This is a genomic window from Phenylobacterium sp., from assembly GCF_031984885.1.
GTDB lineage: Bacteria > Pseudomonadota > Alphaproteobacteria > Caulobacterales > Caulobacteraceae > Phenylobacterium.
This window is the reverse complement of record NZ_DAMABV010000004.1, coordinates 143469-155600: the sequence shown is the minus strand read 5'-3', so window position 1 is coordinate 155600 and position 12132 is coordinate 143469. Positions and strand designations below refer to the sequence as shown.

General features: G+C 70.5%; 13 protein-coding genes and 1 tRNA gene. 6 read left to right on the top strand and 8 right to left on the bottom strand.

Features of this window, described 5'->3' with window-relative positions:
• Positions 1-25 precede the first annotated feature (25 nt).
• The 3 genes from RTL41_RS08220 (at position 26) to RTL41_RS08210 (ending at position 2976) form a co-directional block, all read left to right on the top strand.
• Positions 26-511 (top strand): 3D domain-containing protein, encoded by a 486-nt coding sequence (locus RTL41_RS08220; RefSeq protein ID WP_312163177.1) that lies wholly within the window; start codon positions 26-28, stop codon positions 509-511.
• A 356-nt stretch (positions 512-867) separates the two neighbouring features.
• Positions 868-1458 carry an AAA family ATPase gene (locus RTL41_RS08215; RefSeq protein WP_312163175.1) on the top strand — a complete coding sequence of 197 codons (591 nt, stop codon included), beginning with the start codon at positions 868-870 and terminating at the stop codon, positions 1456-1458.
• 135 nt (positions 1459-1593) lie between these two features.
• On the top strand, positions 1594-2976 hold the full coding sequence (locus tag RTL41_RS08210; protein ID WP_312163507.1) for a PAS domain S-box protein: 1383 nt from the start codon (positions 1594-1596) through the stop codon (positions 2974-2976).
• Positions 2977-2982: 6 nt separating this feature from the next.
• Here the strand turns inward: RTL41_RS08210 and RTL41_RS08205 are convergent, their stop codons facing one another.
• From RTL41_RS08205 to cobA, 6 genes are read right to left on the bottom strand one after another with little or no spacing between them, the layout of a single operon-like run.
• Positions 2983-3798: a ferredoxin--NADP reductase gene (locus tag RTL41_RS08205; RefSeq protein ID WP_312163174.1), complete on the bottom strand. Its 816-nt coding sequence runs from the start codon at positions 3796-3798 to the stop codon at positions 2983-2985.
• Positions 3799-3822: 24 nt separating this feature from the next.
• Positions 3823-4560, bottom strand: coding sequence for a phosphoadenylyl-sulfate reductase (locus RTL41_RS08200; protein WP_312163172.1), 738 nt, complete (start codon positions 4558-4560; stop codon positions 3823-3825).
• Positions 4561-4567: 7 nt separating this feature from the next.
• Entirely contained in the window at positions 4568-5065 is a 498-nt protein-coding gene (locus RTL41_RS08195; protein ID WP_312163170.1) for a DUF934 domain-containing protein, read from the bottom strand.
• Positions 5049-6704, bottom strand: coding sequence for a nitrite/sulfite reductase (locus RTL41_RS08190; RefSeq protein WP_312163168.1), 1656 nt, complete (start codon positions 6702-6704; stop codon positions 5049-5051). The genes RTL41_RS08195 and RTL41_RS08190 overlap by 17 nt, the downstream gene beginning before the upstream one ends.
• 14 nt (positions 6705-6718) lie before the next feature.
• Positions 6719-7075: a DUF2849 domain-containing protein gene (locus RTL41_RS08185; protein ID WP_312163165.1), complete on the bottom strand. Its 357-nt coding sequence runs from the start codon at positions 7073-7075 to the stop codon at positions 6719-6721.
• Complete coding sequence (gene cobA, locus RTL41_RS08180) at positions 7072-7908, bottom strand: uroporphyrinogen-III C-methyltransferase (RefSeq protein WP_409418317.1); 837 nt, start codon at positions 7906-7908, stop codon at positions 7072-7074. Before cobA ends, RTL41_RS08185 begins: the two co-directional genes overlap by 4 nt.
• Before the next feature lie 177 nt (positions 7909-8085).
• Between cobA and gcvA the strand changes: the two genes are divergently transcribed.
• Both gcvA and RTL41_RS08170 read left to right on the top strand, forming a co-directional pair.
• Positions 8086-9042, top strand: a complete 957-nt coding sequence (gene gcvA, locus RTL41_RS08175) for a transcriptional regulator GcvA (RefSeq protein ID WP_312163163.1) — start codon at positions 8086-8088, stop codon at positions 9040-9042.
• Positions 9043-9054: 12 nt separating this feature from the next.
• A complete protein-coding gene (locus RTL41_RS08170) occupies positions 9055-9387 on the top strand; it encodes a chorismate mutase (protein WP_312163161.1) in 333 nt (110 codons plus the stop codon).
• Here RTL41_RS08170 and RTL41_RS08165 read toward each other — a convergent pair.
• Positions 9360-9710: an Hpt domain-containing protein gene (locus RTL41_RS08165; RefSeq protein ID WP_312163158.1), complete on the bottom strand. Its 351-nt coding sequence runs from the start codon at positions 9708-9710 to the stop codon at positions 9360-9362. The genes RTL41_RS08170 and RTL41_RS08165 overlap by 28 nt on opposite strands.
• Positions 9711-9959: 249 nt before the next feature.
• Here RTL41_RS08165 and RTL41_RS08160 point away from each other — a divergent pair.
• Positions 9960-10035 (top strand) — tRNA-Lys (locus RTL41_RS08160).
• Between the two features lie 92 nt (positions 10036-10127).
• On the opposite strand, the gene RTL41_RS08155 is transcribed toward RTL41_RS08160, so the two are convergent.
• Positions 10128-12116 carry a TonB-dependent receptor domain-containing protein gene (locus RTL41_RS08155; protein WP_312163156.1) on the bottom strand — a complete coding sequence of 663 codons (1989 nt, stop codon included), beginning with the start codon at positions 12114-12116 and terminating at the stop codon, positions 10128-10130.
• Positions 12117-12132 lie beyond the last annotated feature (16 nt).

Sequence of the window (12132 nt, the reverse complement as noted above, 5' to 3'; positions counted from 1 at the left end):
GATCAACGACGAAGGAGCCGCCGTCATGCGACGTCGCCTCGCCGCCCTTGCCGCCCTTCCTTTCTTCCTTGGGCTGTCACAAAGCGCACAAGCCGCGCCCCAATCCGACCCGATCGGAGAGCTGATCGTTTCGGCCCTGACCGGCGCGCTGCCGGGCACGCCCGACTTCAGCATGAAGGCCACGCTCTACCACGCCGGCGCCAAGGGCGTGGGCGCCCTGGACTCGCTCGGCTGCAAGGTGGTCGCCATGCGCACCGTGGCCGTCGACACCAAGGTCATCCCCCGCCGCACGCGCCTGTTCATCAAGGAAACCGTCGGCCTGCCGATGCCCGACGGCTCCAAGCACGACGGCTTCTGGTACGCCTCCGACACCGGCGGCGCGATCAAGGGCGAGAAGATCGACCTGTTCACCGGCCACGGCTCGTCCTCGATGCGCCCGCTGATGGCCCTGAACCTGGCCAAGCTCTCCGTCGCCAAGGTCGGCGAATTCAAGGGCTGCCCGCCCGCCTAGGCCGCCAAGCGGCGACAGGCCGCATGGCCCAGCTCCTTCAGCCGTTGAATGATCTCGACGGCGCGGGACCGTCCCCGCGCCTTGAGCATCTCGCCGTACCGACCGCCGGGCGCTTTACATCGTCACCAGCATCCGCCCCGTGGGGAACGGCGCCCGCGTCCGCCTCAAGGGGCTGACACCGAGCTGCTGCAGCCTGCAGCGGACTGCGGCTGGGACGCCGGTCGCTTGCGCAAGATCTACCCGTCAAGGCCAACCTGATCGCCTCGTTGATCTGCGAGGCGCGACCAAGGCCTGACCATCGGGTCTTCCCCCGAGAAAACCGAACCGTGATCGGCGAAATGGACGGAGCCGCGCGCATGATCCTCGACAAGCCGAACTTCTTCCTGCTGACCGGCGGGCCGGGGGTGGGCAAGACCGCCCTGATCGAGGACCTGCGCCGGCGCGGCGCGCGCGTGGTGGAGGAGACGCACCGGCGGGTGATCCGCGAGCAGGCGGCCAGCGGCGGGAGCGCCCTGCCCTGGCTGGACCAGGACGCCTATCTGGCCCGCACGGCGCGCGAGGACATCGCCATATTCGAGGCGATGGCGGGCGTGGAGGAGCCGGTGTTCTTCGACCGCGGGATCATCGACAGCCTGATCGACCGCCAGGCGCCGGCCTGGATGGAGGAAGCCGCGCGGACCCACCGCTACAACGCCAGAGTCTTCGTCCCGCCGCCCTGGCGCGAGATCTACACCCAGGACGCCGAGCGCAGGCAGAGCTTCGAGGACTGCCTGGCCACGCACGAGGCGGTCACGCGGCGGCTGAGGTCGCTGGGCTATGAGCCGGTGGAGATACCGCCCGGCCCGGTGGAGGCGCGGGCGAGGTTCGTGCTGGAGACCGCCGCGAGCCTGGGGTCCGGGGCGCGGCCGGGCGCGCGCGCCACGGGGATGGGCGATCGGGGCGCGTAGGAAGCCTGACGCCCCTTGACCCATGGGCCTGGGCTGTATCCTTTAGGTTGCGTCCAGCGACCGTCGTCGCTGGCGGCTGTGGGCGCGAAACGGCAGACACCAGGCGTGGTCGGCGAGACGAAAACGGCGTTGCAGGTGTCTGCGGGCGTGCTGACGGCGCTCAGCCAGGCGCCGCTGGGCATCGCCATCTTCGACCGCGAGATGCGCTATCTCGCCGCCTCGAGCCGGTATCTCACCGAACAGGGACTGCCGGGCGACCTGCCGCTGGTCGGGCGGCGCCATTACGACGTCTTTCCCGACATCCCGCAGCGCTGGCGCGAGATCCACACCCGCGCCCTGATGGAGGGCGCCGAGCTCAGCCACGACGCCGACCCGTTCGAGCGCGCCGACGGCCATGTGGACTGGATCCGCTGGTCGCTGAAACCCTGGCGCACCGACGACGGGGAGATCGGCGGGCTGGTGCTCTATACCGAGTTCGTGACCCCGAGCGTGGAGGCCCGGGCGCGGCTGGAGGCCGCCGAGGCCCGCTATCGCGCGGTGTTCGACCAGGCGGCGATGGGGGTCGCGCGGGTGATGCCCGACGGGCGCTTCCTGGAGGTCAACGACCGGTTCTGCGCGATGCTGCGCTACAGCCGCGACGAACTGAAGGACATGACGTTCCAGCAGATCACCCATCCGGACGACCTGAACTCCAACATCGCCCTGACCGCCGCCCTGCTGGCCGGCTCCATCGAGACCTATTCGATGGAGAAGCGCTACCTGACCAAGGACGGCGAGGTGGTCTGGAACAACCTGACCGTGGCGCTGGTGCGCACCAGCGCCGGCGAGCCGGACTACTTCATCTCGATCATCGACGACATCGGCGCGCGCAAGCAGGCCGAGGCCGAGCAGAAGCGCTACCAGGACCAGCTACGGCTGATGATCAACGAGCTGAACCATCGGGTGAAGAACACCCTGGCCACGGTGCAGTCGATGGCCTCGCAGACCCTGCGCGGCGAAAGCGATCCGCGCGTGGTCTACGAGAAGCTGGAAGCCCGGCTGATGGGGCTGTCGCAGGCGCATGACGTGCTGACCCGCGAGCGCTGGCATGGCGCGGAGCTGCAGGACGTCGCCGATCGGGCGCTGGGGCCGTTCCTGGGCTCGACGCCCGGCCAGATCGTGCTGCAGGGGCCCTCGGCCTGGCTGCAGCCGGGCGCGGCGCTGTCGATGGCGCTGATCTTCCACGAACTGGCGACCAACGCCGTCAAGTACGGGGCGCTGTCGGTCGAGGGCGGGCGGGTCGACCTGACCTGGACGCTGGACGGCGCCGACCTGGCCCTGACCTGGGCCGAGCACGGCGGGCCGCCGGTCTCGCCGCCCACGCGCAAGGGGTTCGGGACGCGGCTGATCGAACGCGGCCTGCGCGGCGACCTGCGCGGGACGGCGAGGATGAGCTATGAGCCGGGCGGCCTCGTCTGCACGATGCGCGCGCGGCTGGCCGGGCGCAGCGACCCGCCGAGCCTGTTCGAGGGCGCCTGAGCCGCCTCAGGTCTCGACGAAGGCCTTTTCCAGCACGAAGTCGCCGGGGGCCGAGATCGAGCCTTCGACATAGCCGCGCTCGAGCAGCAGGGTCTTGAGGTCGGCCAGCACCGAGGGGCCGCCGCAGAGCATCAGGCGGTCGACCGCGGGGTCCAGCGGCGGCACGCCGAGGTCCTCGAAGATCTTGCCCGAGGTGATCAGGTCGGTGATCCGGCCCTGGGTGCGGAACGGCTCGCGCGTCACGGTCGGGTAGTAGCGCAGCTTGTCGCCGATCACCTCGCTGAGGATCTCGTCCTCGCGCAGGTCCTTCTCGAACAGCTCGGCATAGTTCAGGTCGGCGACGTTGCGCACGGTATGGGTGACGATCACCTCGTCGAAGCGCTCGTAGACCTCCGGGTCGCGGGCCAGCGACAGCCAGGGGGCCAGGCCGGTGCCGGTGCCGACCATGTAGAGGCGCTTGCCGGGCTTGAGGCCGTCCAGCACCAGGGTGCCGGTGGGCTTCTTGCCGATCAGCACCTCGTCGCCGACCTTGATCTTCTGCAGGCGCGAGGTCAGCGGGCCGTCGGCGACCTTGATCGAGTAGAACTCCAGCTCGTCGTGCCAGGACGGGCTGGCGATCGAATAGGCGCGGACCAGCGGCTTGCCCTCGACCTCCAGGCCGACCATCACGAACTGGCCGGACGAGAAGCGCAGGCCCGGGTCGCGGGTGGTGCGGAACGAGAACAGTTCGTCGGTCCAGTGCTGGACCCAGGTCACGGTCTCGACCATGAAGGCGCCGCGCGCCTTGGATGCGGCCGGAGCCGGAGCGATTACGTCGGTCATGATGCGTCTTTAGCTATTCAGGCTTCAGATGTCGCCGCCGACATTGGCGACGGCGCCCGGAGCGCGCGCGACATGGATGCCGCATTCGGTCTTGTCCTGGCCGGCCCAGCGCCCGGCGCGGACGTCCTGGCCCTCCTCCACCGGCTTGGTGCAGGGCCAGCAGCCGATCGAGGGGAAGCCTTGCGCGACCAGCGGATGGGCGGGCAGGTCATGCTCGCTCATATAGGCGTCCAGTTCGGCCTTGCCCCAGTTGGCCAGCGGATTGAACTTCACCTGGCCGTCGGCCTGCTCGACCACCGGCAGCGACAGGCGGTCGCCGCCGTGGAAGCGCTTGCGCCCGGTGATCCAGGCGTCGAACTCGGCGAGCGCCCGGTCCAGCGGGACGACCTTGCGCACCTCGCAGCAGGCGTCGGTGTCGGTCTGCCAGAGCTTGGCGTTCGGATCGGCGACGGCGAGGTCGTTATAGGCCGGGCGCAGGTCGCGCACGTCGGTCAGGCCGAGCCGGGCCGCCAGATTCTTTCGATAGTCGAGCGTCTGGCCGAACAGCATGCCGGTGTCGAGGAACAGCACCGGGACGTCCGGCTTGATCTTCGAGATCATGTGCAGCAGCACCGCGGACTCCGCCCCGAAGGACGAGACCAGGGCCAGCTTGTCGCCGAACGCCTCGACCGCCGATTCCAGCACCGTGGCCGGATGGGCGTGGCGCAGCTCGGCGTCGAGCCGCGCGGCGGGGGACGGACGCTCCAACTGATCGAAGGCCATGGTCAGCTCACTCCCTTTCGGCGAAGGCCGGCGGCCGATGGTCGGCGGCGCGCTGGTAGACGTGGCGTTGGCGATGGGCCGCGTGGGCCCATTGTTCGGGGGTCGAGCCATCGGCCGGCTCGTAGGCGTCGAAGCCGACGCGGACCATGAAGCCGGCCTGCTCGCGCAGGACGTCGCCGACGGCGCGGACCTCGCCCTTGAAGCCGTAGCGCTCGCGCAGCAGGCGCGCGGCGGTGTAGGCGCGGCCGTCGTTGAACTTCGGAAAGGCCACCGCGACCAGGGCCAGGCGCGGCAGGTCGTAGGCCAGGACCTCGACCTCCTCGGCCGGCTCCAGGCGCACGCCGACCGAGCGGCCCTCGGCGAGCAGGCGCTCGCCCTCGCTCTGGAAGCGGGTCAGCGAGATGATCAGGTCGCCGCGGACCAGGTCCTCGTCGTCGGTGACGTAGGTGAACGGGTCCTCGACCAGCGAGAACTGGCCGTCCGTCAGCTTAATTCGCGTCGGCATAGACGGCCTCCTTGAACGGGACGACGCCGGTGCGGCGGAAGGTGTCGAGGAAGCGCTCCTGCCCCTGGCGCTCGCGCAGATAGACGTCGACCAGGGTGTCGATGGCGCCGGCCACGCGGTCGGCCGGCAGGGCCGGGCCGAGCATCGAGCCGACGGCGGCGTCCTCGGCGCCCGAGCCGCCCAGGGTGAGCTGATAGAATTCCTCGCCCTTCTTATCGACGCCCAGGATGCCGATGTGGCCGACATGGTGGTGGCCGCAGGCGTTGATGCAGCCGCTGATCTTGATCTTCAGCTCGCCGATCAGCTCGGCGCGGTCCTGGTCGGCGAAGGTGCGGGCGATGTCCTGGGCGATCGGGATGGCCCGGGCGTTGGCCAGGGCGCAGTAGTCGAGGCCCGGGCAGGCGATGATGTCGGTGATCAGGTTGACGTTCGGCGTCGCCAGGCCGGCCGCCTGCAGCGCCGCGTGCAGCGCCGGCACGTCGTCCAGCTTGACGTGCGGCAGGACCAGATTCTGCTCGTGGGTCACGCGGATGTCGTTCTGGCCGTAGCGTTCGGCCAGGTCGGCGATCACGTCCATCTGGTCGGAGGTGGCGTCGCCGGGGGTGTCGCCGATGCCCTTCAGCGAGATCTCGACGATCGTGTAGCCGGCGCGCTTGTGCTCACGCAGGTTGTTGCGCGCGAAGCGGGCCAGGCCGGGGTTCGAGGCCTTGGCCGCTTCGAACGCTTCGGAGCGGTTGACCAGGGTGTCGAAGGCGAGCGGGGCGAAGGCGCCGCGGATGCGGGCGATCTCGCCGTCCGGCAGGTCGCCCTCCGGTCCGATCTTGGCCCACTCCTCCTCGACCTGGCGGGCGAACTCCTCGGCGCCGAGGGCCGAGACCAGGATCTTGATGCGGGCCTTGTACTTGTTGTCCCGGCGTCCGTGGCGATTGTAGACGCGCAGGATCGCCTCCAGGTACGAGACCAGGCGGGTGGCGGGCAGGAATTCCTTGATCGTCGGGCCGACGAAGGGCGTGCGGCCCAGGCCCCCGCCGACGATGACCTCGAAGCCCAGCGTGCCGTCGCGGCCGCGGCGCATCATCAGGCCGATGTCGTGCACCTTCGCCGCCGTGCGGTCCTTGGCCGCCCCGGTGATGGCGATCTTGAACTTGCGCGGCAGGAACGAGAATTCCGGGTGCAGGCTGGACCACTGGCGGATCGCCTCGGACCACACGCGCGGATCGTCGATCTCTTCGGCGGTGGCGCCGGCATAGGGGTCGGCCGTGGTGTTGCGGATGCAGTTGCCGCTGGTCTGGATGGCGTGCATGTCCACCGCCGCCAGCCGGTCCAGGATGTCGGGCGTGTCGGCCAGCTTGATCCAGTGGAACTGCAGGTTCTGGCGGGTGGTGAAGTGGCCGTAGCCCTTGTCGTACTTGCGGCCGATCTCGGCCAGGGCGCGCAACTGGGTCGGGTTCAGCGAGCCGTAGGGGATCGCCACCCGCAGCATGTAGGCGTGCAGTTGCAGGTAAAGGCCGTTCATCAGCCGGATCGGCTTGAACTGGTCCTCGGTGATCTCGCCGAGCATGCGGCGGCCGACCTGTTCGCGGAACTCGGCGGCCCGGTCGGCCAGGAATTCCTTGTCGAGGGTGTCGTACTGATACATGGCCCTCCCCTCTTCTAACGCTTGATCAGGTTGACGCGGCCGGTGGAACGGGCCGAGCCGGATGCATGCTGCAAGGCCTCGATGGCGGCGCCGCCTTCGGCCTGCTTGCCGTGGTGCAGGTGGTTGGTGGGGCCGAGCGCGCGCAGGCGCTCGCGATAGCTGAGCGGCGCCCAGAGGCCCTCGCTCTCCACCAGGTCGATCAGGTAGGGGTCGACGACGACGGTCTGCTGGCTCTTGGCGTGCGCCTCGGCGGCCTCGCCGGCCGCGGCGTCGGCGAAGAGCTCGGCGTCGGCGAAGCGCTCGACCCAGGCCCCCTGCTTCCAGAAGACGACTTCGCCGTCGGTCAGGCGATTTCCGGTCAGGGCTTTCATTTCACGCGCCGCTCAAGTTTCGATTCAAGGACGGCGGTATCGCCGGAAGACTGCGCCAAGGCCATAGCCTCGCCGACGATCAGCAGGGCCGGGCCGGCCACCTGCCCGGCGGCCTGCGGCAGGCCGGCCAGGGTGGTGACGATGCGGCGCTCGTCCGGGCGGCTGGCGTTCTCGACGATCAGGGCCGGGGTCGAGCCCTGGCGGCCCGCGCCGATCAGGCGCGCGGCGACGCCGGCCGCGGTCGAGACGCCCATGTAGATGACGACGGTCTGGTTGGCCTTGGCCAGGCTTTCCCAGTCGAGGTCCGGCTCGCCGCCCGAGGCGGCGTGGCCGGTGACGAAGGTGACCGCCTGGGCCGAGCCGCGGTGGGTCAGGGGCGCGCCGGCGTTGGCGCTGGCGGCCAGGGCCGCGGTGACGCCGGGAACGACGTGGCACTCGACGCCGGCCTCGCGGCAGGCTTCCAGCTCCTCGCCGCCGCGGCCGAAGATGAACGGATCGCCGCCCTTCAGCCGAACGACCTTCAGCCCCTCCTGGGCGAAGGCGACCAGCATGCGGTTGATCTCGGACTGGGCGTAGGAATGGCGCGACTTGCGCTTGGCCACCGAGATCCGCCGCGCCGAGGCGGGCGCAAGGTCGAGGATCTCGCCGGTGACCAGGCCGTCATGGACCACGACCTCGGCGCCCTGCAGCGCCTTCAGGGCCTTGATGGTCAGCAGCTCGGGATCGCCGGGGCCGGCGCCCACCAGCCAGACCGCGCCCGCCGCGCGGCGACGCGCCCCGCCCAGCACGACGAGGCGTTTGTCGCTCTCGTTTTTGGGCTTGCGGTCGGGCATTGTTTTTAGCTTCTCTAAACGCCTAGCTTGAATGTGAGAGCGGGACGGGCTCGCACCCGCCCCGCCACATTATCCGCCGACGAAAAGGGCCAATACCTCGGCGAACGGTTGCAAATTGGTCGTGAAAGCGCCAATTCGCAACCCAAGGACTTCTGCCGGGGGTGTCAGGAAAACTCGATGGAGCGTAACGCGGAACGCCGCCGATTGCCGCCACTCAACGCCTTGCGGGCGTTCGAGGCGGCTGCGCGGCACCTGAATTTCTCCAGGGCCGCCGACGAGTTGTCGGTGACCCCTGGGGCGGTCAGCCAGCAAATCCAGAATCTCGAGGACTATGTCGGGGCGGCGCTGTTCAAGCGCACGCCCAAGGGTCTGTTGCTGACCGACGCGGCCCAGACCGCCCTGCCCGCCCTGCGCGAGGCCTTCGACCGGCTGGCCGAGGCCGCCTCGATGCTGACCGCGGCGGTGGACGGCCGGCGCCTGACCCTGACCGCGGCGCCGTCGTTCGCGGCCAAGTGGCTGGTGCCGCGGCTGGGCCGATTCGAGGAACTGCACCCGCAGGTCGACGTGTGGCTGTCGGCGGGGCTGGAACTGGTCGACCTGACCGCCGGCGAGGTGGACGTGGCGATCCGCTACGGGGCCGGCCGCTACCCCGGGCTGGAGGTCCGCCGGCTGATCGGCGAAACGGTGATTCCCGTGCTTTCTCCGGAGCTTGCGGCGAATATCCCGCTCAATGAGCCAGCCGACCTGGCCAATCATATCCTGTTGCACGACGGCTCGCCCGAGCCCGACGATTCGTGCCCCGACTGGACCATGTGGCTGGCGGCCCGCGGCCTGCGCGGCATCGACGGCGCCCGCGGCCCGCGGTTCAACCAGTCGAGCCTGGTGATCGAGGCGGCGGTGAACGGACGCGGCGTGGCCCTAGCCAAGCGGACCCTGGCCCAGGCCGACCTGGACGCCGGGCGCCTGGTGGTGCCGCTGCAGATCGCGACGGCGGTCGATTTCGCCTATTACGTGGTCCATCCCAAGGCCAAGGGCCGGCTTCCGCAGGTCAAGGCGTTCATCAACTGGATCGCCGCCGAGGCCGAAGCCCATGAGGCGGCGCTAAGAGCGCTGGACAACGGGGCCGGGATTTAGTCCTAAGCGCCCATGAAAATCGTTGTTGATGAGCGGCCGCTGCCGGCCGACTGCGAGACCATGCTCGACGTCCGCAAGGGCGTCGACGCCTTGGACCGCGCGCTTGTGCTGATGCTGGCCGAGCGCCAGCGCTACATGGACGCCGCCGCCCGCATCAAGTCCGAACGCCATACGGTGCTGGACACCGCGCGGATCGAGGACGTGGTGACCAAGGTCAAGGCCGCCGCCCGCGAGGCGGGCCTGTCGGAAGAGATCGCCGAGCCGGTCTGGCGGCTGCTGATCGACCGCTGCATCGCCTACGAGTTCGGGATCTGGGATCAGTTGCGCGGCGTGCGCAACGACTGAAGCGCCCGCTCGTGCGCATAGGCCGCCACGTCGGCCAGCGCCGCGTCCAGCGCGTTCTTCACGCTCTCCAGGCCGGCGGGGCCTTGCGCTTCGGCGTAGGCGCAGGCGTCGCCGAGCTGGAAGGCCCCGACGCCGCGCGCCGCGCCCTTGATCGTATGGACGGCGTCGCGCCAGCCTTCCGAGGCCGGGTCGAGCAGGCCAGCCCAGATGGCCGCCTGTTCGCGGAACAGGCTCAGCACCTCGTCGATCACGTCGCCGTCGCCGGCGGTGAAGCTCTCCAGATACTGGAAGTCGACCGCCCCGGTGAGATCGCGCCTCGCCATTGTCATCCTCCCGCTCGGCGGCCACGCGCACCCGCCCGGAGCGAACTTGCCTGGATCGCCGCGGGCCTGACAAGCGGCTGCGCACATGAAGATTCCGGCTGGAGCAGCCCGGATCGACAGCAGCGCCAGAAGACGCTTGCAACGCTCGGCGAGACCCGCTAACAGGACGCCTCCCCAGCGGGGCCGAAGAAACCACCTCTTCGAAACCACCGGAGAACCAACCGCAAAGCCTTATGGCGTAACGGTTATGGGTGCATAGCTCAGTTGGTAGAGCAGCTGACTCTTAATCAGCGGGTCGTAGGTTCGAATCCTACTGCACCCACCATTCCTTCGCCGTGACCAACCCGGCGTAAACTCCCCCTCCGACAAAGCGGCGGCCGGCGCAGCGGGCCTGATCGCGCGCGATGGCCCGGCCGCTCAGCGCCGCAGGACGAGCCCCAGGCGGAAGGTCTGGGGCTGGTCGTAGCTTTCGAGGCCGTCGCCCGTCTGCGCCGTCTCGATCCTGGCGTCGAAGAGGTTTTCGGCGGCGGCGTAGAGGGTCACGGCGCGCGACAGCGCCCAGTCGGCGCGCAGGTTGACGTCGGTGGCGGCCGCGAGTTCGCGGGTGTTGAGGTCGTCGTCGAAGCGGTCGCCCTCGTAGCGCGCCACCGCGCGCAGGCTGAGGGCGTCGAGCGGGCGCCAGGTCGCCTCGGCCGTGGCGGTGACGCGGGGCGTCTGGGCCGGGCGCAGGCCGGTGAGCTGCGGCGCGGCCGAGCCGCCGTCGACCTCGGCCTTCGTATAGGCGCCGGCCAGGCGCAGGGAGAGCGTCTCCCAGCGGCGCTCGACCTCGGCCTCGATCCCATAGGCGTCGACCTGCCCGGCGTTCTGGCGCTGGCGCAGCACGCCGCCGGCCGGGATCAAACCGGCGATCGGGAACGTGGCGGGGCCGAAGCCGACGGTGACGTTGGCCACCGCGCCGTCCAGGCGATTGGCGAAGACCGTGACGTCCCAGCGCCGGTCGCCCTCCCCGCCCAGGCCGACCTCGATCCCGTAGAGCTTCTCGGGCTCCAGGGCCGCATTGGCCTCGGTCACGTCGTTGCCGACCCGAAAGGGCCGGTAGAGCTCGTTGAGGGTGGCGGGGCGGAAGCCGGCATAGGCGGCGGCGCGGAGATAGGCCTGGTCGGAGAGGTCATAGCGCGCGCCCAGGCGGCCGGTGGGCAGCCAGCCGTCGCGGTCCTGCGGGCGGTCGTCGAGGGTCACCGCGCCGTTGGCGGCGTCGCGCTCGATGCGCTGGCCGTCATAGGTGGCCCAGCGGTCCAGCCGCACGCCGCCGGTCAGCAGCCAGCCGCCGAGATTGCGATAGGCCTCGCCATAGGCCCCGAGCACCGACTGCGCGCCGCCCGCCACGCGGTCGCGGGTGAAGGCGCCGGCCATGTAGCGGAACTTCTCGCGGGTCTCGCCGTCGAACACGCGGGCGTCGCCGCCCAGCTCCCAGCCGGCTTGCGCGCCGTCGCGGCGCAGGGCGGCGTTGAAGCCATAGCCGGTGGCGGGCGTGGCGTACTGCTCGCTGGCCGGCGTGGTGGCGTTGCGGCCGGCGGCGACGGCGGCGGAGCGGTTCTCGAAGTCGGAGCGCTTCAGCCAGCCCTGGACGCGCCAGCCCAGGCCGTCCTCGACCGGGGCCTGGGCCAGGGTGGCCGACAGGGTCGCGCCGGTGGCGCGGGAATCGGCCCCGACCAGGCCGGCGCCGCGCTTTTCCTGATAGCCCGACAGCCGCAGGGCGAGTTGCCGGCCGCCGAGGTCGGGCGTCCAGCGCAGGGCGCCGCCCAGGCCGCGATAGTAGAGCTCGGTGTCGGCGCCGCCGCGCCCCTCGCCCAGCGGGATCCAGCCGTCGCTGCGCTCGGTCGCGGCCGAGAGGAAGAGGTCGCCGACGGCGCCGGCGGCGGCCGCGCCGGCCAGGCCGCGCTCGCCGCCATAGACCTCGTATTCGCCGCCACTGGGGGCGGTGGTGCGCTCGGAGAGCTGGATGACGCCGGTCAGGGCGCCGGCGCCGTAGGGCCCCGCCCCCGCGCCGCGCACGACGCGCGCCTGCTCCACCCCGATGGCCGGCAGGCCGGTCCACAGCACCCAGCCGCCGAACGGGTCGTTCTGCGGCACGCCGTCGAGGGTCACCAGGGCGCGGCTGGCGCCGGACCCGGCGATGGAGCGCACGCTGATCCCCTGGGTGGTCGGGTTGGACGCCTGGCTGGAGGTCCGCCGGAAGAGCTGCACGCCGGGCGTGGCGGTCAGCGCCTCGTCCAGGCGCGGCGCCGTGGCGATGGCCTCCCCGCCGATGGTGACGATGGCGAACGCCTTCTCGGCCGGGGACGGCGGCAGGCGGGCGGCCTCGACCGTGACGACGTCGACAAGCGGGGGAAGGTCTGCAGGCATGGTGACCTCTCTCGGT